At 66.4% G+C, this 24352-nt stretch carries 24 protein-coding genes; 11 read left to right on the plus strand and 13 right to left on the minus strand.

What is annotated here, in order from left to right:
* Positions 1-39 precede the first annotated feature (39 nt).
* Positions 40-339, minus strand: coding sequence for an HU family DNA-binding protein (locus Q7V45_RS16990; protein ID WP_304854167.1), 300 nt, complete (start codon positions 337-339; stop codon positions 40-42).
* A 183-nt stretch (positions 340-522) separates the two neighbouring features.
* On the opposite strand from Q7V45_RS16990, the gene Q7V45_RS16995 reads away from it, so the two are divergent.
* From Q7V45_RS16995 to Q7V45_RS17005, 3 genes are read left to right on the plus strand one after another with little or no spacing between them, the layout of a single operon-like run.
* On the plus strand, positions 523-1419 hold the full coding sequence (locus Q7V45_RS16995; protein WP_304854168.1) for a thioesterase family protein: 897 nt from the start codon (positions 523-525) through the stop codon (positions 1417-1419).
* Between the two features lie 10 nt (positions 1420-1429).
* The gene (locus Q7V45_RS17000) at positions 1430-1630 is read left to right on the plus strand and encodes a hypothetical protein (RefSeq protein WP_304854170.1); all 201 of its coding nucleotides are present in this window, start codon (positions 1430-1432) and stop codon (positions 1628-1630) included.
* Positions 1627-3048, plus strand: a complete 1422-nt coding sequence (locus Q7V45_RS17005) for an amidase (RefSeq protein WP_304854171.1) — start codon at positions 1627-1629, stop codon at positions 3046-3048. Before Q7V45_RS17000 ends, Q7V45_RS17005 begins: the two co-directional genes overlap by 4 nt.
* Before the next feature lie 113 nt (positions 3049-3161).
* Here the strand turns inward: Q7V45_RS17005 and Q7V45_RS17010 are convergent, their stop codons facing one another.
* Both Q7V45_RS17010 and Q7V45_RS17015 read right to left on the minus strand, forming a co-directional pair.
* Positions 3162-4658 (minus strand): aldehyde dehydrogenase family protein, encoded by a 1497-nt coding sequence (locus tag Q7V45_RS17010; protein ID WP_304854172.1) that lies wholly within the window; start codon positions 4656-4658, stop codon positions 3162-3164.
* Positions 4659-4730: 72 nt separating this feature from the next.
* Positions 4731-5186, minus strand: coding sequence for a VOC family protein (locus Q7V45_RS17015; protein WP_304854173.1), 456 nt, complete (start codon positions 5184-5186; stop codon positions 4731-4733).
* Positions 5187-5267: 81 nt separating this feature from the next.
* On the opposite strand from Q7V45_RS17015, the gene Q7V45_RS17020 reads away from it, so the two are divergent.
* On the plus strand, positions 5268-6119 hold the full coding sequence (locus Q7V45_RS17020) for an amino acid ABC transporter substrate-binding protein (RefSeq protein WP_304854174.1): 852 nt from the start codon (positions 5268-5270) through the stop codon (positions 6117-6119).
* A 23-nt stretch (positions 6120-6142) separates the two neighbouring features.
* The gene (locus Q7V45_RS17025) at positions 6143-7162 is read left to right on the plus strand and encodes an LLM class flavin-dependent oxidoreductase (protein ID WP_304854175.1); all 1020 of its coding nucleotides are present in this window, start codon (positions 6143-6145) and stop codon (positions 7160-7162) included.
* Positions 7163-7329: 167 nt separating this feature from the next.
* On the opposite strand, the gene Q7V45_RS17030 is transcribed toward Q7V45_RS17025, so the two are convergent.
* Positions 7330-7911: a hypothetical protein gene (locus Q7V45_RS17030; protein ID WP_304854176.1), complete on the minus strand. Its 582-nt coding sequence runs from the start codon at positions 7909-7911 to the stop codon at positions 7330-7332.
* 85 nt (positions 7912-7996) lie between these two features.
* Here Q7V45_RS17030 and Q7V45_RS17035 point away from each other — a divergent pair, with 85 nt between their 5' ends.
* Entirely contained in the window at positions 7997-10171 is a 2175-nt protein-coding gene (locus Q7V45_RS17035; RefSeq protein WP_304854177.1) for a DUF6600 domain-containing protein, read from the plus strand.
* A 21-nt stretch (positions 10172-10192) separates the two neighbouring features.
* Here the strand turns inward: Q7V45_RS17035 and Q7V45_RS17040 are convergent, their stop codons facing one another.
* Entirely contained in the window at positions 10193-11107 is a 915-nt protein-coding gene (locus Q7V45_RS17040; protein WP_304854178.1) for a D-2-hydroxyacid dehydrogenase, read from the minus strand.
* A gap of 112 nt (positions 11108-11219) precedes the next feature.
* Between Q7V45_RS17040 and Q7V45_RS17045 the strand changes: the two genes are divergently transcribed.
* Genes Q7V45_RS17045 through Q7V45_RS17055 form a run of 3 tightly spaced genes read left to right on the plus strand, consistent with a single transcriptional unit; the run spans position 11220 to position 15331 of the window.
* Positions 11220-12068, plus strand: a complete 849-nt coding sequence (locus Q7V45_RS17045) for an HpcH/HpaI aldolase/citrate lyase family protein (protein ID WP_304854180.1) — start codon at positions 11220-11222, stop codon at positions 12066-12068.
* Positions 12069-12086: 18 nt separating this feature from the next.
* A complete protein-coding gene (locus tag Q7V45_RS17050) occupies positions 12087-14171 on the plus strand; it encodes a S9 family peptidase (RefSeq protein ID WP_304854182.1) in 2085 nt (694 codons plus the stop codon).
* Positions 14168-15331, plus strand: a complete 1164-nt coding sequence (locus tag Q7V45_RS17055; RefSeq protein ID WP_304854183.1) for a serine hydrolase — start codon at positions 14168-14170, stop codon at positions 15329-15331. Before Q7V45_RS17050 ends, Q7V45_RS17055 begins: the two co-directional genes overlap by 4 nt.
* A gap of 135 nt (positions 15332-15466) precedes the next feature.
* On the opposite strand, the gene Q7V45_RS17060 is transcribed toward Q7V45_RS17055, so the two are convergent.
* Genes Q7V45_RS17060 through Q7V45_RS17080 form a run of 5 tightly spaced genes read right to left on the minus strand, consistent with a single transcriptional unit; the run spans position 15467 to position 20034 of the window.
* Positions 15467-16705 (minus strand): adenylate/guanylate cyclase domain-containing protein, encoded by a 1239-nt coding sequence (locus Q7V45_RS17060; RefSeq protein WP_304854184.1) that lies wholly within the window; start codon positions 16703-16705, stop codon positions 15467-15469.
* 15 nt (positions 16706-16720) lie between these two features.
* Positions 16721-17635: a polysaccharide deacetylase family protein gene (locus tag Q7V45_RS17065; protein ID WP_304854186.1), complete on the minus strand. Its 915-nt coding sequence runs from the start codon at positions 17633-17635 to the stop codon at positions 16721-16723.
* Positions 17636-17637: 2 nt separating this feature from the next.
* The gene (locus tag Q7V45_RS17070) at positions 17638-18480 is read right to left on the minus strand and encodes a phytanoyl-CoA dioxygenase family protein (RefSeq protein WP_304854187.1); all 843 of its coding nucleotides are present in this window, start codon (positions 18478-18480) and stop codon (positions 17638-17640) included.
* A 1-nt stretch (position 18481) separates the two neighbouring features.
* Positions 18482-19234, minus strand: coding sequence for an SDR family oxidoreductase (locus tag Q7V45_RS17075; RefSeq protein ID WP_304854189.1), 753 nt, complete (start codon positions 19232-19234; stop codon positions 18482-18484).
* Between the two features lie 41 nt (positions 19235-19275).
* Positions 19276-20034 carry a TerC family protein gene (locus Q7V45_RS17080; protein ID WP_304854190.1) on the minus strand — a complete coding sequence of 253 codons (759 nt, stop codon included), beginning with the start codon at positions 20032-20034 and terminating at the stop codon, positions 19276-19278.
* A gap of 99 nt (positions 20035-20133) precedes the next feature.
* Here Q7V45_RS17080 and Q7V45_RS17085 point away from each other — a divergent pair, with 99 nt between their 5' ends.
* On the plus strand, positions 20134-21351 hold the full coding sequence (locus tag Q7V45_RS17085; RefSeq protein WP_304854191.1) for an MFS transporter: 1218 nt from the start codon (positions 20134-20136) through the stop codon (positions 21349-21351).
* Here the strand turns inward: Q7V45_RS17085 and Q7V45_RS17090 are convergent.
* From Q7V45_RS17090 to Q7V45_RS17100, 3 genes are all read right to left on the minus strand, one after another.
* Positions 21324-22304: an aldo/keto reductase gene (locus Q7V45_RS17090; protein WP_304854192.1), complete on the minus strand. Its 981-nt coding sequence runs from the start codon at positions 22302-22304 to the stop codon at positions 21324-21326. The genes Q7V45_RS17085 and Q7V45_RS17090 overlap by 28 nt on opposite strands.
* A 77-nt stretch (positions 22305-22381) precedes the next feature.
* The gene (locus tag Q7V45_RS17095) at positions 22382-23377 is read right to left on the minus strand and encodes a hydroxyacid dehydrogenase (protein ID WP_304854193.1); all 996 of its coding nucleotides are present in this window, start codon (positions 23375-23377) and stop codon (positions 22382-22384) included.
* A 75-nt stretch (positions 23378-23452) separates the two neighbouring features.
* On the minus strand, positions 23453-23914 hold the full coding sequence (locus Q7V45_RS17100) for an Lrp/AsnC family transcriptional regulator (protein WP_304854349.1): 462 nt from the start codon (positions 23912-23914) through the stop codon (positions 23453-23455).
* A gap of 109 nt (positions 23915-24023) precedes the next feature.
* Between Q7V45_RS17100 and Q7V45_RS17105 the strand changes: the two genes are divergently transcribed.
* Positions 24024-24272, plus strand: coding sequence for a DUF6356 family protein (locus Q7V45_RS17105; RefSeq protein WP_304854194.1), 249 nt, complete (start codon positions 24024-24026; stop codon positions 24270-24272).
* The last annotated feature ends 80 nt before the right edge of the window (positions 24273-24352 follow it).

The following is a 24352-nucleotide window of genomic DNA, read 5'->3' on the forward strand; positions in this document are numbered from 1 at the left end:
GCGCCGGAACCCGCCCAATCTTGACCTGTCGTAAACGACTTAGATCGCTTCCTTGAGATCCTTCGCCACGCGGAAGGTGACCTTCTTGGACGCCTTGATCTTGATCGCTTCGCCGGTGGCGGGGTTGCGGCCCATGCGCGCCGGACGGGCCTTGACCTGAAGGATGCCGAGGCCCGTGATGCGGACCTTGTTGCCCTTCTTCAGATGGCGAACGACCAGTCCGACGAACTCGTCGAGAGCACCGGTCGCGTCCTTCTTGGTCATGCCCGTCTTCTCGGCCAGCTCTGCGGCGACCTTGGAAAGCGGTACGGTGGGAACAGTGGTGGGTTTGGTAGCCATGGTTGAGGGGTCCCTTACATTTTTGGTTCGCCAACGTTCCTGAAGCCCCAGGGCACCGTTGACGGGGCCAAGGTTATCCACGAATCGATCCCCCGCAAGTCCGGAATGCACGGAAAATGTCGATTTTTGGGGCTTTTTAGGCCATCAGAGGTAGTCATCCACAGATTGCAGAGAGCGTTTAGCGTGTCGAGCCCCCGCCTGATCCCGACTTTCAGCACCGCCGTGAATACCTGGCAGTGCGACGAAAACAACCATCTCAACGTTCAATTCTACACCGAATTTGCCCACGAGGCCTCGGCCAGCTTGCTGGCGCAGCTGGGCTTCGGCCCGCGGGCCCAGCGCGCGGCAGGGGTCGTGACGCGAGCAGGCGACGACCATGTTCGCTACCTGCGCGAGTTCCGCGTGGTCGAACCGGTCGAGGTCCACTCCGCTCCAGTCGAGGTCGGCGAGCGGGATCTGGTCGCCTATCACGAGGTGCGCAATCCAGCGAAGAAGGAGGTTGCCGCCACCGTTCGCCGCCGCATCGTCTGCGACGGGGCCTGGCCCGCCGATTTTCGCGCCCGGGCCGAAGCGGCCTGCGTCGCATTGCCCGAGACGGCCCGGCCGCGCAGCGTCGGCAAGCTTTCCCTGCCCGACCTGCATCTCGCCCAGGCGGCGTCGGTCGGCCTGATCGACGTCGGCCGCACGCAGATCACGCCCGACGAATGCGACGAGCGCGGCGACTTCCTGCCGCGCCATTATTTCGGCCGCTACTCCGATGGCGCGCCGGTCCTGTGGAACCATCTCGGCTTCGACCGCGCCGCGATGCAGGAACGGCAGGAAGGCTCGGTCGTGGTCGAGATGCTGAACCACTATCGCCGTCCGCTGCAGGCCGGCGACCTCGCCGTGGTGATGAGCGGGCTCGCCACCTTCACCGACAAGACGATCACCTTCACGCATTTCCTGTTCGAGGCAGAGACCGGCACGCTTGCTGCTTGCGCCGAGGCCGTCGGCATGAAGTTCGACCAGAAAGTCCGCAAGATCATGACGTTCCCGCCCGACGATCGTGCGCGCATGGAGGCACGTCGTCTCAGGCTCTGAGGAGTAGGCAATGGACGAGAAGACGAAGACGGCCGCCGGCATCGCCGCGGGCCTTCAGGGCCTCAAGTACGACGAGAAGCGACTGGCCGAGCTGGCAGCCGAGGTCGAGATCCTGAACGAGGCCGTGCGCAAGGCGGCCGCCCAGCGGCTCACCTTCGACGACGATCCGGCGGCCTTCGCCAGCATCATGGCGAAGGAATCCCGCTCATGAAGAACGAAGATCTCGCTCTGGACGATCTCACCGCGATTGCCGATGCGATCGCCGAGGGACGCACCACGTCGGTGGCGGCGACCGAAGCCTGTCTCGCGCGCATCGCGGCCTGGCAGCCGCGCACCAACGCCTTCCTGCGCGTCTACCGGGAGAAGGCGCTGGCGCAGGCGAAGGCGATGGATGCCGAACTCTCCGCCGGCAGGCGTCGCGGGCCGCTGCACGGCGTGCCGATGGCGCACAAGGACATGTACTACCGCAAGGGCGAGGTCTCGACCGGCGGCAGTGCGATCCGCCGCGACTGGGTGGCGCCGGTGACGGCAACGGTGCTGGACAAGCTCGATGCCGCCGGCGTGGTCGAGCTGGGCTTTCTCAACATGGCGGAGTTCGCCGCCGGCCCGACGGGCCACAACGTGCATCACGGCCATTGCCGCAATCCCTGGGACCAGAGCCGCGTCACCGGCGGCAGCTCGAGCGGCTCGGGCGCCTCGGTGGCGGCGCGCATGGTCTACGGCGCGCTGGGCTCGGATACCGGCGGCTCGATCCGCCTTCCCGCCGCGGCCTGCGGCGTGGTCGGGATGAAGGCGACCTACGGCCGCGTCAGCCGCGCCGGCGCCGTCGCGCGCTCCTGGAGCCTTGACCATGTCGGCCCGCTGACCCGCACCGTGCGCGATAATGCCCGCATGCTCTCGGTGATCGCCGGTCACGATCCCGACGATTCCACGACCAGCGACAAGCCCGTGCCCGACTACGAGGCGCTGCTCGACGACGGCGTCGCCGGACTGCGGATCGGGCTTGCTTTACCAAAGGACGGGCTCGCGCCGCTGGACCCGCAGATCGGCGCTGCAATCCAGACCGCCGCCGATGCGCTCGGCCGACTGGGTGCGAAGGTCTCGACCGTCACCCTGCCCGACTTCACCGCGCTCTACCGCGCCGCCGAGGTGATGGTGAAATGCGAGGCCGCCGCCATGCACCGGCCATGGATGGAGAAGACACCCGAGCTCTACGCCAACCAGGTGCGCACGCGCATGGAAGCGGGCTTCTTCATTCCGGCGACGCAGTATATCGACGCGCTGCGGCTGCGCGCGCATTTCGTGACGGAGTTTCTGTCGACGGCGATGGACGGAGTCGATGCGGTGCTGCTGCCGGCCATCCCCTTCCCGCTGCCGACGATCGAGGAAACGGACACCGAGACCAAGGGCGGTCCGGCGGTGCTGAAGATGGTGGCGGGCTTCACCGGCCTCACGCGGCCCTTCAACACGCTCGGCATCCCCGCACTGTCGGTGCCGTGCGGCTTCGACACGAACGGCGCGCCGATCGGCCTGCAGCTCGTCGGCCGGCCGTTCGACGAGGCGATGCTCTACCGCATCGGTCACGCCTATCAGGGCGCGACCGACTTTCACACGCGAGTGCCGCAATAAGAAAAAGGTCCCTCGCTTCGCTCGGGATGACACCGTTGGAGGAATTGGCGCGGTGCGCCAATCACAACAAAATTGTCATCCCGAGCGGCAGCGAGGGACCTTTGCTCAACCCCTCAGACCGCGAGATTGACCGTCACGCTCTTGCGCTGGGTGAAGCTGTCGAGCATGCCCTCGAGCGAGAATTCGCGGCCGAGACCGCTCTGCTTGTAGCCGCCATACGACATGCCGGGAGTCTGGCCGCCGCCCTGGTTGACCTGCACCCAGCCCGATTCGATCGCATGCGCGGCGCGCAGGCCCTTGCCGATATTGTGCGTCCAGACATAGGCCGCGAGGCCGTAGTGACTCTCGTTGGCCATGCGGATCGCCTCGGCCTCGTCGCTCCAGCGGATCGCCACCAGCACCGGCCCGAAGATCTCCTCACGCGCCAAGCGCCAATCATTGGAGCGGTCGGCGAACACGGTCGGCATGGTGAAGTAGCCTTCGCTCAACGGGCCGGTCTTGGGTGGCAGGCCACCGAACACCAGCCTGGCGTCGGAGCGGTCGAGCCCGTCCTGCACGTACTTGCAGACCTTGGTGTACTGCTTGTTGTTGATGATCGAGCCGATGTCGCTCGCCTCGTCGAGCGGATCGCCGATCTTGAGCGCCGTGACCTTCTTCTCGAGCTTCGCGAGGAAGCTGTCGAAGATGTCTTCATGCAGGAACATGCGCGAGCCGGCGGTGCAGCTCTGGCTCTGGCGCGTGAAGCGCATGGCATTGATGATGCCGTCGACCGCCCAATCCTCGTCGGCATCGGGGTAGACGATCGAGGGGCTCTTGCCGCCCAGTTCGAGCGACACCGGCACGATACGCTCAGCCGCGGCGCGCATGATCACCTTGCCGACCTCGGTCGAGCCGGTGAAGGAGAGTTTGCGGATCTTCGGATGGTTGGCGAGCGCGCCGCCGCATTCCTCGCCGTATCCGGTAATCACGTTCAGCACGCCGGGCGGCACGAACTCGTTCGTGATGTCCGCCATCATCAGCACCGCGAGCGGCGCGTCCTCGGCCGCCTTCATCACCAGCACGTTGCCGGCGCAGAGCGCGGGCGCGATCTTGAGGGCGCCCAGCATGACCGGCGCGTTCCACGGGATGATGGCCCCCACGATACCGAGCGGCTCGCGGCGCGTGTAGGACAGCACGCTCTCGCCCAGCGGCACGGTCTCGCCCTTCAGCTCCGACGCGAGGCCACCGAAATAGCGGAAGATGTCGGCCGCCAGCTTGGCCTCGCCGCGCGCCTGGGTGCGCAGCGCGTTACCGGTCTCCATGGCGATCGTGCGCGCCATCTCCTCGACGCGCGCTTCCATCGCCTCGGCGATCTTGAGCAGGAGCTTGCCGCGCTCGCGCGGTACGACGTTCTTCCAGGACGGAAACGCCTTCTCGGCAGCGGTCACGGCCAGCTCGACGTCCGCGGCGCCGGCGTGCGGCACCTGGGCGATCGACGTCTTCTTGCCGGGGTTCTCGATCGTGATGACCTTGCCGGACACGCTGCCGATCCACTTGCCGCCGATCAGCTGGCCCTTGGGCTGGTAGGTGCCCGATGCGGGCGACAGCTTGGTGGGGGTCACGGTATCCATGGGCTTTCTCCGGATTTTGAGGGCGGGAGTTTGGCCCGCAGGACGCGGCGCTACAAGCAGAACGACCCGCTCCTAGCCCTTCTTCTTGGAGGGTTTGCGCTTTCGCTTCGCGGTCAGCTCGCCGTATTTCATCCCTTCGAGCTTCATCCCGTCGGGATCGAGGAAGAAGACGGCGTAGTAGTCCTCGTAGTACTCGGCGGCCGGATCGACGATGCGTGCGCCCTGCCCTTCCAGGTAGCCCTGCAGCGCGTCGACGTCGCGCCGGCTGCGCAGCTGGAATGCATAATGATGGAAACCGACATCGCCGACGCGATAGGTCTTTCGCCCCTCGGCTGGCGCAATCCAGTAACGCGTCTTGCCGTTGGTCCAACCGATGGTCGACGGATACTCGTCCGAGATTTCGAAGCCCAGGAACGCGAACAGCCCACCATAGAAGGCCTTCGACTTCTCATAGTCCCTGACCCGGATGGAGATGTGGTCGATACCCACGACGCGGGAGACAGGAGCAGACATCTTGGAACGGGCCATTGCGTCGGCATCCTCTGGATTTCCAGTGGCCACAACGTACCGAATATCGGATTGTTTCGTCGTCATTCGAAGAGGGACGAGATGAAGCGATTCCTGAAGGGTCTTGCACCGCTGACCCTGAGCCTCCTGGTCGCCGGCAGCGCCTGGGCCGGCACCCTGGACGACATCGCCAAGAACGGGGTGATCCGCGGCGGCTTCCGCGAGAACGCCCCTCCCTTCGCCTACAAGGGACCGAATGGCCGGCCTGCCGGGTTCATGGTCCAGCTCTGCGAGGCGGTGGCCAGGGACATCGCCCAGCAACTCAAGCTGCCTGGCCTCAAGGTCGAATTCGTGCCGGTCACCACCGAAAATCGGCTCGACATGATCAAGCAGGGCAAGATCGACCTGCTCTGCGATTCGCTCACCGAGACGCTCGACCGCCGCGCCGTGGTCGATTTCTCCATCACGACCTTCGTCGACGGCACCAGCTTCGCCATCCGCAACGACGGGCCGCGCGACCTGCAGGAACTCGCCGGCAAGAAGGTCGGCGCGGTTGCCGGCACGCTGACCGAGGCGGAGCTGCGCAAGGCACTGGCCTCCATTCACGTCAACGCTACGATCGTCCCTTTCACCGACTTCACCGCGGCCATGACGGCGCTGGAGAAGGGCGAGATCTCGGCCTACTTCGCCGGTGGCGCGATGCTCACCGCGATGATCAAGGACCACAAGGACGCGGCAAAGATCCTGCTGGCCAACACCTATCTCAGCCTCGAGCCCTTCGCCCTGGCCATGAAGCTCGGCGAAGGCCCGTTCCGCCTCGCCGTCGATCGGGCGCTCAGCCACATCTACAGGTCGGGACAGATCGCCACGATCTTCGGCGACGTGTTCGGCAAGAACGCACGGCCGACACAGCAACTGCAGACGCTCTACATGATCGCGACCTTGCCGGAGTGACCCAAAGGGCCCATCTCACTCCCATGTCGCGTCCCTTCCGCCTTTCCGTCCTCGACCAGTCGATCGCCGTCTCTGGTCGGCCGCAGGACCAGTCGATCCGAAACACCGTGTCGCTCGCCAAGCACTGCGAGGCGCTGGGCTACGAGCGCTTCTGGGTGTCGGAGCATCACAACCATCCGACCATCGTCGGAACCGCGCCCGAGATCGTGATGGCGGCGATCGCCGCCACCACCGAGCGCATCCGGATCGGCAGCGCGGGAATCATGCTGCCGCACTATTCGCCGTTCAAAGTCGCCGAGGTCTTCCGCGTGCTCGAGGCCCTGGCGCCGGGGCGCATCGACATGGGCCTCGGCCGTGCGCCGGGATCCGACGGCCGCACCGCCTTCGCGCTCAATCCCGCGGCCAACGAACGGCCCGAGCACTTCCCCGCCGACGTGCGCGACCTCATCGCCTGGGTGAACAACGAGCCGCTGATCGAGCGCCATCCCTTCGGAACGGTGAAGGCCTTTCCCCAGAGCCCGACCGCGCCCGAGGTCTGGATCCTGGGCAGCTCCGATTATGGCGCGCAGGTCGCGGCCCTGTTCGGCCTGCCCTATTGCTATGCCTGGTTCTTCAGCGACGGGGCCGGCGGCGAGCGCGCCATCGACCTCTACAAGCGGACCTATCGCCCCAGCGCGCGCCATCCCGAGCCCCATTCCGCCCTCTGCGTCTGGGCGCTGGCCGCCGAGACGATGGAGAAGGCGCAATATCACTTCACGTCGCGGGCGCTGAGCCGCATCAACCGCGACAAGAACATCCTGGGTCCGTTGCTGCCGCCCGACGAGGCGGCGCAGGCGCCGCTCACCGCCTACGAGACGGCGAAGATCGAACAGTTCCGCAAGGATTCCTTCGTCGGCACCGGCCCCGAAGTCGCGGCCCGCATCACCGAATTGAAGGAGCGCGTCGGCGTCGACGAGATGGCCGTCGTCACCTGGACCCACGACGAGCAGGTCCGCCGTGACAGCTACACCGAACTCGCCAAGGCCTACGGCTTCGCGCCGTAGGCGACAGTTCTTTCAGACCACAAGACCTCATCCTGAGGAGGCCCGAAGGGCCGTCTCGAAGGATAGGCAACAGGCACGGTGCTCGTGCCCATGCTTCGAGACGCGCTCCTGCGGAGCACTCCTCAGCATGAGGTTGATATTGTTAGATGGAACGTCCTTGAAAGACGCTACCGCTGTTCCGTCCAGCTTTCGGAGAAGGCCAGCGCAGAGGTGCTGAAGGGACGGCCCTCGCGTTCGCGCGGCCACGGCTTGCCGCGGGCCTGCTGGCCGTTCAGCGTCAGGCGGCCGGAGAGCGCCGGCACGAGCACGGTGCAGACACCGTAGGGGCGCGGGTTCGGCTCCTTGTTGGGCTCGGTGTGGATCAGCAGCGGATCGCCGATATCGTGCCAGGTGAGCGCGATCTCGGCGTCGGCCGCCGACACATACTCGGTCCAGAAGTAGCGAGGGTCGCCGGACTTGCTGAAGTCGGCATCGATCACCGGGATCGACAAGTCCTTCAGCTCGGGATTGAGCATCCCCTGCACGGTCTGCTGCAGCCAGCGCGCCATGGCGATATTGTCGGAATAGATCCGCCAGTGGCCGTGCGTCAGCTCGCTCTTGAGATAGAGCACGTGCCCCGGCCCGGCCGGGCAGAAGAGGATCCGCCAGTAGCTGGCGTCCGTTGAATTGGGATCGCCGTCCTTCTCGCTGAGGCGAAGGAACGGGTTCTCGCCGGTCAGGACGACGCGGTGCGGGTCGGCGGCGCTCATCTTCTCTCCCCCATGTTTCGCTCGAGGCGCGCAACCGGGATGTCGGCTGGGCGTTCACGAGACCCAGCCTAGCAGGAGGTCCCGTATGGGCGAAGTGTTTGGACGCACGACGATGAAGCTTCTGGCGGGTTTCGTCGGAGCTTCCCTGATCACCTGCACCGTCTTCGCGCAGATGCAGAATGACCCGCCGGGCCGCGTGGGCCGTCTCGCCTTCGTGGAGGGTACCGTTTCGTTCCACGATAACGAGGACAACGGCTGGACGAAGGCCGTCGTCAACACGCCCCTGACGACGGGCGACGCCCTCTGGACCGAGCCCAATTCACGCAGCGAAGTCTCGCTGGCCGGCACGCGCATCCGCATGGACGGCTCCACCGAACTCGACATGTCGCAGATCGACGACAGCGTGGTGCGACTGCAGCTGGCGCAGGGCCGGGTCGACGTGAAGACGACCACCCAGATGGACTCCACGCAGCCCTATGAGATCGTGACCCCGCGAGGCACGATCACACTGCAGCAGCAGGGCGACTACTATGTCGAGGCCGGCTCGCAGGAGGACCCGACGCGCCTCGGTGTGCGTGTCGGCGCGGCGCAGATCCAGGGCCTGAACGGTCAGACTCTGGCCGTGCGGCCGGGTGAAGTCGGCGAAGTCTACGGCGACGGCACTTCGATGCAGCTCAAGACCGTGCGTGCCGCCCCACCGGCCCCTGCCGCCTCGTGGGCTGTCCGCGACAAGCAGGTGGTCTACGATCAGCAGCCTGAGTACCTGCCCGTCGGCATGACCGGCTACGAGGACCTCAACGGCTACGGCGACTGGGTCAACGATGGCAGCTACGGCCAGGTCTGGGTGCCGCGTTCGACGCCGGCCGGCTGGGCCCCGTATCGCACCGGCCACTGGTCCTATGTGAAGCCGTGGGGCTGGACCTGGATCGACGAGCAGCCCTGGGGCTTCGCGCCCTATCACTACGGCCGCTGGGCCAACAGCAACAATCGCTGGGTCTGGGTGCCGCCGCAGCGCGAGCAACGGCCGGTCTACGCGCCGGCGCTGGTCGCCTTTGTGGGCGGCCTGGAGCTGGCGGCGCAGCTCGGCAGCCAGGGCCGCGATAGCGGACCGGTCGGATGGTTCCCGCTGGGACCGCGCGAAGCCTATGTCCCGCCCTATTCCACGAATCGCGACTATTACCAGCGCATCAACCGCGCGGCGCGTATCCAGGACCGCGATCTGGAGGATCGCTGGCAGCGCGCGCAACGCCGCGAGGCCTACGTCGCGGGCCAGAACTCCGTCCTGGCCAACCAGCGTTTCGCAACCGTCGTGCCCTCGCAGGCCTTCGTGCGCTCGCAGCCGGTCCAGCGCGCCGCCATGAAGGTCACGGCCGACCAGATCGCGAAGGCCGCCGTCGCGCCTGTCTCCGCACCACCCGCCCCGACCGCGTCCATCGCCGGCGCGGCCGGTGCCAAGACAACCGCGAAGCCGGCGGACGACAAGTCGTCGCCCGAGGCGAAGGGCCAGGCAGAAGCAAGGACCAAGGCGGGGGACGGCGCGGCGTCGAAGACCGCCGTCGGGGACATGCAGACCCTCGCCAGGCCCGAGGCTGAGGAAACCGAGAAGAAGGCAGCCGCGCCGGGCCCCAAGATCGCCTCGACCGACAGCAAGGCAACGATGACGACCGGCGATAAGGCTGTCCCCAGGACGGCCAAGCCCGCCACGCCGCCCCTGCAGCCACGTCAGGGTGCAGCCCCGCCGGTGCTCAAGGAGACGGACAAGACGAGGCCGGAGCAGGCGAAGCAGGAGCCGGGTAAGCCGGCCGCCCCGCCGCAGAAGCAGGCAACACCTGCGCCGCCCAAGCCCGCCGTTGCCTCTCCCGACCCGTCACCGGCCAAGCGCGATGACACGAAGCAGGACGAGCCGAAGCAGGCGGCCCCCTCTTCGGGGAAACCGGGCGAGCCGCAATCGCGTCAGGACGAGCGCAAGCAGGCGACTCCGGATCAGCAGAAGCCGAACGCCGCGCCGCAGCCGAAGCAGGACGAGCCGAAACAGGCCAAGCCTGCTCAGCAGCAGCAGCCCGCCTCAACTTCGCAGCCGCGCCAGGAGGAGCCCCGAGAGGCTGCTCCGCAGCGTGCCGCGAAGCCCGAGGCTGCACCCAGCCAGGAAGCGCCGCGTCAGGCCACCCCCGCTCCGGCCCCCCAGCCGAGCGCCGAGCCGCAACAACAGCAGCAGCCTCCGCGCAATGACAACGATAACAAGAAGGACGACAAGAAGTAGTCGTCCTTCAGGGGCCGAGGCCTACAGAACCTGGTTGCGGAGCGTCGCCTCGCCCCGCCACAGGCGGTCGAGGTTCTCGATCAGGATGTCGATGACGTTGTCTTCGTAGGCGCGTGTCTCGCCGGCGGTGTGCGGCGTGATGAAGACATTGGGCATCGTCCAGAGCGGCGATGCCGCCGTCAGCGGCTCCTCCGCGGTGACGTCGAGCGCCGCCGCCCAGATCTTGTTGCCTTCCATGGTGGCGACCAGCGCCGCCTCATCCGCGACCTTGCCACGCGCGACGTTCACGAAAACCGACGAAGGCTTCATCGCCGCGAAAGCCGCCGCACTCATCAGACCGGTGGTCTCTGGCGTGAGCGCGCAGGTCAGCGCCACGATGTCGGCCTGCGGGACCAGCTTCACCAGATCGCCCATGCCATGGATCTCGTCGGCGCCATTGGTGCCGGCCTTTGGGTCGCGGCGGATGCCGATCACCTTCATGTCGAAGGCCTTGGCGAGCTTGGCGAGATGGCTGCCGATGCGGCCCATGCCGACGACCAGGAGCGTCTTGCCGCCCAGTTCGTCCTCGCGCTGGGTGAGGTCGCCCAGCATGCCGCGCCACACCTTCTTGTGCTGGTTGTCGCGGGCCTCGGGCAGGCGGCGGTAGACGGCGAGGATCAGCGCCAACGCATGTTCGGCCACGGCGCGGGCGTTCACGCCGGCCGCGCTCGCCAGGCGGATGCCCTTGGCGCCCAGCAATTCCTTGGAATACTGGTCCATGCCGGAGCTGATCGACTGGACGAACTTGAGCCTCGTGGCATGGGGAACGATGTCGTTCTTCCACATGCCCGAGACCGAGACGACATCGGCCTCGCCGATCCGCTGCACGAACTCGTCATAGCTGCGGACCTGGAAGCTGTTGATGCCGGTATTCCGGGCGTCGAACCGCGCCTTCATCTGGTATGCCGCATGCGCGAAGCAGATTGTCAGCCTATCTCGTGTCGGAAACATGGAACTCCCCCTGCACTAGGTGCCACACTAGCGCGAACGACGACCCTGGGGGAACAAGATGAGCCGCAATCCGCTTCGTGAACGTCTGAACGAGGGCAAGCCGACGCTCGGCACGCACATCCTCTCGGCCTGGCCGACCCTGGTCGAGCTGATCGGCCATTCCAAACAGTACGACTATGTGGAATTCACCGCCGAGTACGCGCCCTTCACCATGCACGACCTCGACAATCTCGGCCGCTCGTTCGAGCTGATGGGCATGTCGGGCATGATCAAAGTCGAGCAGACCCAGTACACGCACCAGGCCATGCGGGCGATCGGCTCGGGCTTCCAGAGCGTGCTGTTCGCCGACATCCGTTCGGTCGAGGACGCCAAGGCCGCGGTCGACGCGGTGCGTGCCGAGACAACGATGGCCCAGGGGGCACGCGGCCGCGGCCGGCTGGGCGTCGGCATGCGCCGCGACGTCGGCACGGTCCGCACGGGCGGCTCGCCGGCCTATGTCGATGCGCTGAACGAGGTCGTGATCGCCATCATGGTCGAGAAGAAGTCCTGCGTGGACGATCTCGACGCCATCCTCGACGTGCCGGGCCTCGACATGGTGCAGTTCGGTGCCTCCGATTTCTCGATGAGCATCGGCCTGACCGGGCAGGCCAACCACCCCGACGTGGTGGCGGCCGAGAAGAAAACGATCGAGACGGCGCTGAAGAAGGGCCTGCATCCCCGCGTCGAGCTGCGCGATCCCAGCCAGGCGGCCAAGTATCTCGACATGGGCGTGAAGCATTTCTGCATCGGCTGGGATGTCCGCATCCTCGCCGACTGGTGGGACACCAAGGGCGCCGAGATGCGTGGCTTGCTGGGTGGCAAGACCGAAGCGCCGGCCAAGGCGCCCGCGAAGGCCGGCAACTACTAACTCCTGTGTGAGTACCGCATGAAGCCACCGATCGCGCCGCGACGACCGTCGCGGCGCACCCTGCACGGCGTCACGGTCACCGACGACTATGCGTGGCTGAAGGACGAGAAGTGGCAGGAGGTGCTGCGCGACCCGTCGCTGCTCGATCCCGACATCCGCGCCTACCTCGAGGCCGAGAATGCCTATGCCGAGGAAAGGCTCGGCCCCACGCAGGCGCTGCAGAAGGCGCTGGTCGCCGAGATGCGCGGCCGCATCAAGGAGGACGATTCCGGCGTGCCGACGCCCGATGGTCCTTTCGCCTATCTCTGGAAGTTCCGAGAGGGCGGCCAGCACCAGCAGATGGGGCGCACGCCGCGCGACGGCGGCGACATGCAAACGATCCTCGACGGCGATGCGCTCGCAAAACAGTCGACCTATTTCAAGTTCGGCGGCACGCGGCATTCGCCGGACCATCGCCTGGAGGCGTGGAGCGCCGACCTGCTCGGCTCGGAGTTCTACACCCTGCGCGTCCGGCGCTGGGATACGGGAGAGGACCTGCCCGACACTCTGAGCGAGACGAGCGGCAGCGTCGTCTGGGGACGCGACGGCTCGTTCTTCTTCTATGTCCGGGTCGACGAGAACCATCGTCCGTTGAAGGTCTACCGGCACCGGCTGGGCACGGCGCAGGCCGACGACGTACTGGTCTACGAGGAAAAGGATGCCGGCTGGTTCACCCGCATCGGCGAAAGCGCCAGCGGCCGCTTCTGCGTCGTCTCGGGCGGTGACCACGATACGACCGAGCAATGGCTGATCGATCTCTCCTCACCCGATGCCACGCCGCGGCTGGTCGCGCCGCGTGAAAAGGGCGTGCGCTACAGCGTGGCCGATCGCGGCGACGAGCTGTTCTTCCTCACCAACGAGGGCGACGCCATCGATTTCAGGGTCGCGACCGCGCCGCTCGCAGCACCGGGACGCGCGAACTGGCGCGAGCTGGTGCCGCATCGACCGGGCACCTACATCCTCGACATCGAGCTCTTCGCCGGCCATCTCGCGCGGCTGGAGCGCGCCAATGCCCTGCCCTCGATCGTGATCCGCGAACTTGCGACCGGAGAAGAACACGCGATCGCCTTCGACGAGACCGCCTATGCGCTCGACATGGTTGGCGGCTACGAATTCGACACCACCACCCTGCGCTTTGTCTATTCGTCGATGACCACGCCGTCGGAGGTCTACGACTACGATATGGCGACGCGGGAGCGGACCCTGCGCAAACGCCAGGTGATTCCCTCCGGCCACGACCCAGCCGACTACGTCACGACACGCATCACGGCGACCGCTCACGACGGTGCCGAGGTGCGGGTTTCGCTCCTGCACCGCCGCGACCTGGTGCGCGACGGCCGCGCCCCGCTGCTGCTCTACGGCTACGGATCCTACGGCATGTCGATGCCGGCCTCCTTCTCGGCCAACCGCCTGTCGCTGGTCGACCGCGGCTTCGTCTATGCCATCGCCCACATCCGCGGCGGCTCCGACCAGGGATGGTCGTGGTATCTCGACGGCAAGCGCGAGAAGAAGACCAACACGTTCGACGATTTCGTCGCGGCCGGTCGCGCCTTGATCGAGGCCGGGTACACGTCGGCCGGGCGCGTTGTGGGCCATGGCGGCAGCGCCGGCGGCATGCTGATGGGTGCGGTTGCCAATCGGGCGCCCGAGCTGTTCGCCGGCATCATCGCGGAGGTGCCCTTCGTCGACGTGCTCGCGACCATGCTCGACGACAAGCTGCCGCTCACGCCGCCGGAATGGCCCGAATGGGGCAATCCGATCACCGACGCGGCGGCCTTCAACTACATCCGCTCCTACTCGCCCTACGACAACGTAACGGCGCAGCGCTATCCGGCGATCCTGGCGATGGCGGGCCTGACCGATCCGAGGGTGACCTACTGGGAGCCCGCCAAATGGGTGGCACGGCTGCGCGCCACCATGAGTTCGGGCGGCCCGGTGATCCTGCGTACCAACATGGGCGCCGGCCACGGCGGATCGTCGGGCCGCTTCTCACGGCTAGATGAAGTGGCGATCGCCTACGCCTTCGCCCTGGACACGGTGGGACTTGCGGGAGCTGCTCCATGAAGACACGCATCGACACGCTGCTGAGGGGGGCCGTTCAGCGGGGCGACGTGCCCGGCGTCACCGCGGTCGCGACCGACGTAAACGGCACGAACTACGAGGGCGGCTTCGGCAAGACGATCCTGGGCCAGGATGCCGACATGACACCCGACACCGTCGTGTGGATCGCTTCCATGACCAAGGCAGTGACCGGGGCGGTCGCGATGCAGCAGGTCGAACGGGGAACGCTGAAGCTCGATGCGCCGGCAAAGGATGTGCTTCCGTACTTGGGCGAGGTCCAGGTGCTGGAAGGCTTCGACGCGGAAGGCAAGCCGCGCCTGCGCCAGCCCGTGCGCGACATCACCCTGCGCCATCTGCTGACACATACGGCGGGCTTCGGATACGACATCTGGAATCCCGAGATCCTGCGGTATCGCGAGGCCATGGACGTGCCGACCATTGGCAGCGGCCTCGACAAGTCGCTGACGACACCCCTGCTGTTCGAGCCCGGGGCGCGCTGGCAATACGGAATCGGCATCGACTGGGCCGGCAAGATGGTCGAGGCCGTCACGGGACGGAAGCTCGGCCGGGTGATGCACGACGACTTGTTTGGACCGCTCGGCATGGACAGCACCGGCTTCCACCTCACGCCGGCGATGCGCGCCCGCATGGCCAGGATCCATCACCGCAAGGCCGACGGCAGCCTGGTCGCCGACCTGAAGCGGGAGGTCCCGCAGGAGCCCGAGTTCGAGGCGGGCGGTGGCGGCCTCTACTCGACGGCCAACGACTACCTGAAGTTCGTGCGCATGGTGCTGGACGACGGCAGGTCGGCGAGCGGCGAGCTGGTGATGACGCCCGGGACGGTCGACGCAATGGCCGCCAACGCGATGGGCGATTCGACGGTGTGCCTGCTCGAGACGGTGATGCCGGCTTTGTCCAACGATGCCGAATTCTTCCCCGGCGTCACGAAGAAGTGGGGCCTGAGCTTCATGATCAACGACGAAGAGGCACCGACCGGCCGCTCGCCCGGGAGCCTCTCCTGGGCCGGCCTGCCCAACACCTATTACTGGATCGACCGCCGGAAGCGCCTGGGCGGCGTCTACATGACCCAGATCCTTCCTTTTGCCGACGTGAAGTCTCTGCCGCTCTTCTACGCCTTCGAGAGCGCGGTTTACGGGCGTTAGAAAAATCCCGTCGTCTAGACCGGAGCACCGAAGGTGCGGAGTGGAGAGACCTTCGCTCAACCAATTGCCGGCAATTGGTGGGGAGAAGGTCTCTCCACTACGCGCTACGCGCTCCGGTCGAGACGACGAAATACTTTAATCAGCCGTCATCCCGCTACCGGCGAGACCAAACAGCTCCGTCTCCTCGCGGACACCGCGCAGGCGGTGGCGGCCGAGCGACACCAGCCGGTCGCGGCTCGCGGTCGCCGCTTCGGCGAAGGCCTGCGACATCAGCAGCGCCTGGCCGAGCGGCTCGCACAGCGCCTCGATGCGCGAGGCCTCGTTGACCGCGGGACCGATCACCGTGAAATCGAGCCGCGTATCGGAGCCGACATTGCCGTACATGACACGGCCGGTATGCAGGGAGATGTCGAGCGACGTCGAGGGTTGTCCGGCGTTTCGCCGCTCCCCGTTCAGCGCGTCGACGCGGGCAAGCACTTCCTCCGCGGCCGCAAGCGCCGCGGCACAGACCTTGGCGCGGTCGTCGAGAACCACTGCAAAAGCCGCCAGCATGCCGTCGCCCATGAACTTCAGCACCTCGCCGTCGCGTGCAACGATCGGCTGGACCATGCAGTTGAAGTAGTCGTCGAGCAGCGCGATCAGCTCGCGACCGGGCATCGTGTCGGCGAGCGCCGTGAAGCCCCGGAGGTCGGTGAAGAGCACCACGGCCTCGACGCTCTGCACCTCGCCGCGCAGCACGGTGCCGGCCAGAACGCGGCTCGCCGGGTCGTTGCCGAGATAGGCGGCCAGCAACCCGTGGCCGATACCTCGCAGGCTGGTAGCCTTCACGGCAAGGGCGAAGACCGGCAGCACCTCGCGCAGGAGCGCGACGTCTTCGTCGGAAAAGCCGCCCGGGCGGTCGGTTGCGGCCGAAACCGCGAGCCAGAGCCGCTCGGCATGATCGGCCGCCGTCGGGCTGCCGACCTGCGGCGTCAACTCGCCGAAGGGCTGCACCCAGCCCATCCACTCGGTCATGCCAGCGCCGCGCAGCTCGTCGAACACGGGGATGTCGGGCAGATCATCGGCGCCATAGAGAGGCTGTCGCAGCTCGGCGATGCCATCGCGCAGCATCGCGGCAAACGGGCTCTGCTGGATCTGCGCTGAATCGATATCGGCGTGGCCGAACTCGAAATGCCGGGTGACACCTTCGCTCGAGTTCCAGATCAGGCTGCGCGCGCGCACCATGGGATGCAGCGTGTTCATGCCCACGAACATGCGCTCGACCCGAAGGCCGGCCTCGTTGAGACGCCGGCCGAAGCCGTCGACCAGCTCCTCAAGCGGCATGTTGCGCAGGCCGGCCTGCGACAGCCAGCCTGCAGGCTGGATCGGCGTCACGGTTTCACCGCGGCGTCACGCCGGTGGCGGCGTCATCGTCCCAGCCGGCAGCGCGGCGCAATGATCGTAGATGTCGCTGGGTCGCGTGAACCAGACCTTGTCCTTCTGCGGATGGTGCGCGATGTGCTGCAGCGCCTCGCGCAGTGCCCGCAGCCGGTAGGGCTGGCCCACGATCATCGTGTGGAGCGCGATGCCGCAGACCAGCGGCTGCTTCGCCGACTGGCGCAGCAACTCCTCGAACTGGCCGATGATCATATCGCGGAACTCTTCGCCGCTGTGATGACGCACCAGCACCTGCGGGCTGTCATTGACCTCGATCGGATACGGCACGCTCATCAGCGGGCCCGAGCGCGTCTTCATCCAGATCGGCTGGTCGTCGTTGGGCCAGTCCATCAGGAAGTCGTAGCCGGTCTCCTTCAGCAGATCGGGCGTGACGCGGGTCGAGGCCATCCACGGCGCCATCCAGCCGCGCGGCCGCTTGCCCGAGGCCTTCTCGATCGAATCGCTGATCTCCTGGAGGAAGCGCTTCTCGTCGGCCTCCCACATGCCGCCATGGCGCTCGGCGTTGGTGCGGCCATGGCCGATGAACTCGTCGCCACGGGCCTTCAGCGCGTCGACGATCTGCGGCGCATAGTCGAATACCGTCGTGTTGATCAGGTGCGCGGCAGGCAGGTTGAGCTCGTCGAAAAGTTCCAGGCAGCGCCAGACTCCGACCCGGTTGCCATAGTCGCGCCACGCGAAGGTGCGCGGATCGGGTGGCGGGTTGGCGACGGTGAGGAGATGTCCCTCGCCCGCGCCAAAGGCGAAATGCTCGATGTTGAGGCCGAGATAGACCGCGAGCCGCTTGCCCTCGGGCCAGGAATAATCCTTGCGCTCGGTAATCGGCGAATAGGGGTAACGGTCGTGGTACGGCAGCCTGATCGTGTGCATTCCTACCTCTTGACGACCGCAACCTTGTTGTCGGTCTGCTCGATATTCATCTTCCGGAACCGGTCCACCGCCTCGGCATGGAAGGCGCGCTCCTCGGGACCCGCCTCGTGCAGCGGCCGGCGCTCGTCGTCGAAGTGCCCGTATCTGTCCTCGCCGCGCACCAGCATGGCGCTCACCCGCGTCGGCGAGGTGCAGCGCGCCGAGGTCGGGATGTAGCTGATGCCGAGGCCGATGCGCCGGTCGTTCGAGCGGTTGGGCCGCGAATTGTGCACGAGATGCGTATGGTGCAACGAGAACTGGCCCGCTTTCACCGGCATGAAGGCCGTCCGGCTGCGATCGAAGTCGCCCGCCAGCTCCTGGCCGCGCGACAGCAGGTTCTCCGGATCCTGCATCTCCGCGTGCGGCAGCTGGCCGAGTTTGTGCGACCCCGGCACGACCTCCATGCAGCCCGCCTCGACCGGCGCGTCGGTCAGGGCGACCCACGCCGTGACATGGCAGGCGGGTTCCAGCGCGAAATAGGTCGCATCCTGGTGCCAGCTCACATAGGCGCCGGAGCCGGCATCCTTGGGCCAGACGCTGAGATGGAACAGCCGGATGTCGGGACCGATCAGGTCTTCGACGGCATCCAGCACCTCGGGCGAACGCACGATTTCATCAACCCAGGGAAACAGGAGGTGCGGCTTGAAATTGTGGCCACGCGTCAGCTTCTGGTCCTGGGCGCGCTCGAAGGCCTCGAGCCTGTCCCGCCAGGCCCGCGTCCGTTCGGTCGAGAAAGCGTCGACCGGACAGACATAGCCGTCGCGCGCATAGGCTTCGATCTGATCGGGTGTGAGTTTCTTCGGCATGTCAGTGCGCCGTCCAGCCGCCGTCGACGAACAGCAGCGATCCCGTGGTGAAGGAGGAGTCGGAAGAGGCGAGGAAGAGCGCCGCCTTGGCAACCTCCTCCGGCTGGCCGATGCGGCCCATCGGATGGCGCACCTTCCAGAGGGCGCGTGCCGCCTCGGGGTCGCGCTGCCGCTTCAGCGAGCGGGCCGGCATCGGCGTGTCGATGACGCCGGGCATCAGCGCATTGATGCGGATGCCCTGGGCGGCATGGTCGACGGCGACGGTCTTGGTGAACGACACGATCGCGCCCTTGGAAGCGATGTAGGCCACGTTGGTCCCGAGGCTCGACTGCGCAAGCTGCGAGCCCAGGGTGACGATGGCGCCGGACTTCGCCGCGATCATCGGCTGGATCGCGTGATGCACCCAGAGAAAGGTGCCCTTCACGTTGATCGCGAAGGTGCGGTCCCAGGTCGCCTCGTCGATCTTGTCGACCGTGCCGCCGAACGAGGCGCCGGCCGCCGTCACCAGCACGTCGAGGCGGCCCCATTTCTCGAGGACCTTTTCCACGCCGGCGCGCGCCTGGTCGCCGTTACTGACATCCGCAGGCCAGATGAGCGTTTCGCCGCCGATTTCGGCAGCGACCTTCGCCAACCCCGTCTCGTCTAGATCGACGAGCGCGACCTTGGCGCCTTCGGTTGCGAACAGCCGGGCGGTCGCGGCGCCGATGCCGGATGCCGCGCCCGTGACGATGGCCACCTGATCCTTGAGCTTCATGGCAGGGAGCTTAGCCCGCCATGCCGTCTCTTGTCAGCGCGTCAGCGCGGTCGCTTGCGCAACGGACGTTTGCTCTGCGCGCGACGCGCCAGCATGTTCAGGCCTTCGACCAGCCCGGAGAACGCCATTGCGGCGTAGATGTAGCCCTTGGGCACGTGCATGCCCATGCCGTCGGCGATCAGGGTCATGCCGATCATCAACAGAAAGCTCAGCGCCAGCATGACGATGGTCGGATTGTTGCCGATGAACCTGGCCAGGCCGTCCGCCGCAGCAAGCATCAGGCCAACCGCCACGACCACGGCGATTACCATGATCGGAATATGGTCTGTCATGCCGACGGCCGTAATGATGCTGTCGAGCGAGAATACGAGGTCGAGGATCAAAATCTGGCCAATCACGCCCACGAACGTGACGCCCGCGGCGCCACCGACCGACGGTTCCTTGTCCTCATGATCTGCCGCGACATGGTCGCGGATCTCGCTGGTCGCCTTGTAGATCAGGAACAGGCCGCCACCGATCAGGATGAGATCCCGCCACGAAAATCCATGCCCGAACAGTGAAAAGAGCGGCGCGGTGAGCTGGACGATGAAGGCAACGCCGCCCAGCAGCGCAAGCCGCAGGAACACCGCCAGCCCGATGCCGATGCGCCGGGCGCGGAACCGCTTCTCCTCCGGCAGCTTGTTGGTCAGGATGGAGATGAAGATGAGGTTGTCGATGCCCAGCACGACTTCCATGACGATCAGGGTCGCAAGCGCGGCCCAGGCTTGCGGGTCGCGGGCGAGAATCTGGAGTTCTTCCATGGGCTCCAACATAGGTCATTGCTGCATCCCGCCAAGAGACCTTTATTTTGCGGGATCAAGCCGTTAAGCCCGGAACCGATGCCCTCCCCCGCCGTTTCCATGCGGCCCACCCCTGACAGACTGCCTCCTGCCGCCCCCACGATCGCCATCGTGTTGCTGTCGGTTGCCGCCTTCGCGTCTGCGGCGAACATGCGTGTGATTGACCCGCTGCTGGTGCAGCTCTCCGTCGCCTTCGGGGTCACCGTCGGCGCGGCGTCGATCGCCGCCACCGCCTTCCTGTTCGCCAACGGCGTCTTCGTGCTGGTGCACGGCCCGTTCGGCGACCGCTATGGCAAGATGCCGGTGGTCGCCATCGCCTGCATCGGCGCCGCCCTCTGCTGCATGCTGAGCGCCGTGTCGGCATCGCTGGGCATGCTCACCCTGGCGCGCTTCCTGACGGGCGTCACAGGCTCGGCGATCATTCCGCTCGCCATCGCCTGGGTCGGCGACAATGTGAGTTACGAGAAACGGCAGGCGACGCTCGCCCGCTTCCTTACCGGCCAGACGCTCGGCCTGATGACGGGGTCGGCGCTGGGCGGCGCCCTCGGCGACTGGCTGGGCTGGCGTTCCGTCTTCTGGGTTCTGGCCGCGATCTACATCCTGGCCGGCGGCGCGCTGTTCGCGGTCATGCGCGCCCGGCCCGACATCGCCCGTCCGGGCGAGCGCGCGGCGGGCTCGATGATCGGCCAGATGGTCCGCGTCATCCGGCGGCCCTGGGCGCTCACGGTGATCCTGGTCGTGGCGTTGGAGGGCGGCGTCTTCTGGGGCGCCTTCACCTTCGTCGGCGCCGACCTGCACCAGCGCTTCGGCCTGGGCTTCGCCGCCATTGGGCTCGCCGTTGCCGCCTTCGGCGCCGGCGGCTTTCTCTATGTGATGGTGGCGCACCATCTGGTCCGCATCCTGGGCGAGCGCGGCCTCTGCACCTGGGGCGGCACGGGGCTGGGCATCGCCTTCGCGGCCATGGCGCTGGCGCCGACCGCCGAGGTCGAGTTCGCCGCCATCGTCCTGTCGGGCGTGTCGTTCTACATGTTCCACAACACGCTGCAGACAAACGGCACGCAGATGGCGCCGGAAGCCCGCGGCGCCGGCATGGCGTTGTTCGCCCTCTGCCTGTTCATGGGCCAGGCGATCGGCGTGCCCATCGCGGCGCCGATCGTGGACCGCTGGGGCGCGCCGCCCGTCTTCTGGGCGGCCGCGATCGTGCTGCCGCTGCTGGCCTTCTGGTTCTCCGCCGCGATCGGCCGGCGCGCTCAGTTGACCGGCGAAACCCGGAACTGATAGGGCGCCTCGAGCTCCTTGCACTCCTCAGGCGTGAGCAAGATCTCGGTCGACTTCGCGGCCGACGTCAGCTGGTCGAGATCCGTGGCACCGATGATCGGCGCGCCCATGTAGGGCTTGTGCAGCAGCCAGGCGAGCGCCGCCTGGGCCGGCGTGCAGCCCTTCTCCCGGGCAATCTTCTTCAGCCGCTCGACGATTTCCCAGTCGCAGTCGCGATAGGTGCCGTCCTTGACGACCGTATCGTTCTTCGCCCGCTCGGTGCTGCCGCCGCCGTCCTTGTTGCGGTTGCCGGCCAGGAAGCCACGCGCCAGCGGCGAATAGGGGATGAGGCCGACGCCCTGCTCGTGGCAGAGCCGGTTCATCTCATGCTCTTCCTCGCGCTGGATCAGGTTGTAGAGGTTCTGCATGGCAATCGGCCTTGCATAGCCCTTCCAGTCGGCCACCATGACCATCTGCGCGAATTTGTAGGCCGGCATGGTGGAGCCGCCGATGTAGCGCACCTTGCCCGAACGCACGATCTGGTCGAGCGAGTACATGGTCTCCTCGATCGGCGTGTGCGGATCGAGCCGATGGACCTGGTAGACGTCGATATAGTCGGTCTGCAACCGCTTCAGCTGGGCGTCGACCGAGGACATCAGGTGCTTGCGGCCGGTGCCGACGTCGTTCTGGGTCTCGCTCATGCGGATGCCCACCTTGGTCGACAGCACGAAGTCCTCGCGCCGGGCCATCTTCATGAGCGTGGCGCCCATGATCTCCTCGGAGCGGCCGAAATTGTAGGTGTCGGCGGTGTCGAAGAAAGTGATGCCGACGTCGAGCGCGCGCTTGAAATAGGCCGGCGCTTCGGACTCGTCGAACTTGCCCCAGCCCCGCCGGCCCTTGGCGCCCCAGGAGTTACCGCCGAGGCAGATCCGGCTGACGATCAGGCCCGAGCGGCCGAGCGGTCCATACTTCATCGATATCCCCTCAAAAACTGCGGCACCGGTCGCCTCGACCGATGCCGCAAGTCCAAGCTCCGCCTTTGTCCGGGCTCCTAGCCGAGCACTTCCTTGTTCACGCAGTTCGCCGCGTTGGGCTTTCCGTCGAATACGCTCAGGATGTTCTCGATGGCGGTGACGGCCATGCGGTCGCTCGCCTCCTTGGTGACGCCCGCCATGTGCGGGCTGAAGATCACGTTCTCCAAGGTGAACAGCTTGTTCGCCGGATCCGGCGGCTCCTTGTCGAGCACGTCGAGACCGGCGCCGCGCAGCTTGCCGGTGCTCAGCGCCTCGTACAGCGCATCCTCGTTGACGATGCCGCCGCGCGCGGTGTTCACCAGGAAGGCGCCGGGCTTCATGAGGCCCAGTGTCTCCTTGTTGAACATGTTGATCGTCTCGGGCGCCTTGGGGCAGTGCACCGACACGAAGTCGACCCGGGGCAGGATCGCCTTGAGATCGGTCACCTTGGTGGCGCCGGCCTTTTGGATGTCGGCCTCGGAGAGGTTCGGATCGAGGACGAAGACTTCCATGTCGAAGGCGACGCAGCGCTTCACCGTGCGCGAGCCGATGCGGCCCATGCCGACGACCAAGATGGTCTTGCCCGACAGATCGGCCGGCAGGTCGGAGAGGCGCTGGCCCCAGCCCTTCTCACGCACGAAACGGTCGTACTTCTTCACCAGGCGCGCCGAAGCCAGCAGCATGTACATCGCGTGCTCGGCCACGGAGACCGAATTGGCGATGCCGGTCGTCATGAGCGGTATCTTGCGCTTGTTCAGCGCCGGGATCTCGACCGCATCGAAGCCGACGCCGAGACGAGCCACCACCATCATGCCGGGTGCCGCGTCGAGTTCGGCCTGGCGGAAGGGCGTGGCACCGAGGGTCACGGCATTGGCGTCCGCGAGCTTCGGGTGCAGCGACGGCACCGTGTCGTCGGTCAGGATCTCGTAGTCGACATCGTCGCGCGCCTTGAGAACGTCGATTCCCGCCTCCGGCATGCGGCCGACGATCAGCACCTTCTTGCGGTTCTTGCCTGTATTCGGGCCCGTATTCATCGTTTCCCCTGCGATCTTGTCATGCAAACGGCGGCGATCCTAAGGCCGGCCGGCGCGCGAGGCCAGAGCCCGCAACTAGGGCAGGTAGTTCAACGGCAACCGCGTGGTGGACTTGATCTCCTCCATCGCGAACATCGAGGTCACGTCGGACAGCTCGATCTTGGCGATCAGGCGCTTGTAGAAGGCGTCGTAGGCCTCGATGTCGGGCAGCGCGAGGCGGATCAGGTAGTCGATTTCACCACTCATGCGATAGCAGTCCATGACCTCCGGGAACGAGGCGATGGCCTTGGCGAAGCGGGTCAGCCACTGGGCACTGTGCTGCGCGGTGCGCACTGCCACGAAGACGGTGACGCCGGCATTGACGGCCTTGCGGTCGAGCAGCGCCACGCGCGACCGCACGATGCCCTCCTCCTGCAGGCGGTTGATGCGCCGCCAGCAGGGCGTCGTCGACAGGCCGACACGCTTGGCGACCTCGGCCAGCGGCATGTCGGCATTGTCCTGGAGGCAATCCAGAATCTTCTTGTCGAAGGAATCCAGTGTGAATTTTCCGGCCATCGACCTTCCTGAGGAATTACATGCTCAACTTTGGCGGTACCGGCGCAAAGGTAGCAAGCTGTTTCCGGCCCCGGCCGATACAATTCCCCTCATGATCCGCCGCTTCACCGAACATCCCGCCTCGGTCAACGAGACCTACTTCCAGCATATGGGCATGGCCTTCGGCTTCGGCGCCAGGATGCTGATCGGCTCGCTTGCCTGTTTCGTTCACGGCTTTTTTCCGTGGCTGTGCCTGACCCGCGGCAGCGATACGGTCCGCACGCTCCATCACCGCATGGTGAGCCATCGCGTGGTGCGTCCCGCAAAGGACGACGCCACGGCCGTCGCGGCGGGCGACTAGCCCCGCTCTCCGGCTTTGCTGGTTTGCCCGTCGCGACGTTTTTCATCGCGACGATTACCTTCGCGGCGCTTCCAGCCGGC

The sequence above is a fragment of the Reyranella sp. genome (assembly GCF_030651995.1).
Classification (GTDB): Bacteria; Pseudomonadota; Alphaproteobacteria; order Reyranellales; family Reyranellaceae; genus Reyranella.

Coding starts and splice junctions, on each gene's coding strand:
- Q7V45_RS17075 (WP_304854189.1), bottom strand. CDS start 19,234: ATGAAGCTCAAGGATCAGGTGGCCATCGTCACGGGCGCGGCATCCGGC.
- Q7V45_RS17030 (WP_304854176.1), bottom strand. CDS start 7,911: ATGAGCGCCGCCGACCCGCACCGCGTCGTCCTGACCGGCGAGAACCCG.
- Q7V45_RS17035 (WP_304854177.1), top strand. CDS start 7,997: ATGGGCGAAGTGTTTGGACGCACGACGATGAAGCTTCTGGCGGGTTTC.
- Q7V45_RS16990 (WP_304854167.1), bottom strand. CDS start 339: ATGGCTACCAAACCCACCACTGTTCCCACCGTACCGCTTTCCAAGGTC.
- Q7V45_RS17000 (WP_304854170.1), top strand. CDS start 1,430: ATGGACGAGAAGACGAAGACGGCCGCCGGCATCGCCGCGGGCCTTCAG.
- Q7V45_RS17025 (WP_304854175.1), top strand. CDS start 6,143: ATGTCGCGTCCCTTCCGCCTTTCCGTCCTCGACCAGTCGATCGCCGTC.
- Q7V45_RS17015 (WP_304854173.1), bottom strand. CDS start 5,186: ATGGCCCGTTCCAAGATGTCTGCTCCTGTCTCCCGCGTCGTGGGTATC.
- Q7V45_RS17105 (WP_304854194.1), top strand. CDS start 24,024: ATGATCCGCCGCTTCACCGAACATCCCGCCTCGGTCAACGAGACCTAC.
- Q7V45_RS17090 (WP_304854192.1), bottom strand. CDS start 22,304: ATGAAGTATGGACCGCTCGGCCGCTCGGGCCTGATCGTCAGCCGGATC.
- Q7V45_RS17050 (WP_304854182.1), top strand. CDS start 12,087: ATGAAGCCACCGATCGCGCCGCGACGACCGTCGCGGCGCACCCTGCAC.
- Q7V45_RS17085 (WP_304854191.1), top strand. CDS start 20,134: ATGCGGCCCACCCCTGACAGACTGCCTCCTGCCGCCCCCACGATCGCC.
- Q7V45_RS17095 (WP_304854193.1), bottom strand. CDS start 23,377: ATGAATACGGGCCCGAATACAGGCAAGAACCGCAAGAAGGTGCTGATC.
- Q7V45_RS17065 (WP_304854186.1), bottom strand. CDS start 17,635: ATGCACACGATCAGGCTGCCGTACCACGACCGTTACCCCTATTCGCCG.
- Q7V45_RS17040 (WP_304854178.1), bottom strand. CDS start 11,107: ATGAAGGCGCGGTTCGACGCCCGGAATACCGGCATCAACAGCTTCCAG.
- Q7V45_RS17080 (WP_304854190.1), bottom strand. CDS start 20,034: ATGGAAGAACTCCAGATTCTCGCCCGCGACCCGCAAGCCTGGGCCGCG.
- Q7V45_RS17055 (WP_304854183.1), top strand. CDS start 14,168: ATGAAGACACGCATCGACACGCTGCTGAGGGGGGCCGTTCAGCGGGGC.
- Q7V45_RS17005 (WP_304854171.1), top strand. CDS start 1,627: ATGAAGAACGAAGATCTCGCTCTGGACGATCTCACCGCGATTGCCGAT.
- Q7V45_RS17020 (WP_304854174.1), top strand. CDS start 5,268: ATGAAGCGATTCCTGAAGGGTCTTGCACCGCTGACCCTGAGCCTCCTG.
- Q7V45_RS17010 (WP_304854172.1), bottom strand. CDS start 4,658: ATGGATACCGTGACCCCCACCAAGCTGTCGCCCGCATCGGGCACCTAC.
- Q7V45_RS17070 (WP_304854187.1), bottom strand. CDS start 18,480: ATGCCGAAGAAACTCACACCCGATCAGATCGAAGCCTATGCGCGCGAC.
- Q7V45_RS17045 (WP_304854180.1), top strand. CDS start 11,220: ATGAGCCGCAATCCGCTTCGTGAACGTCTGAACGAGGGCAAGCCGACG.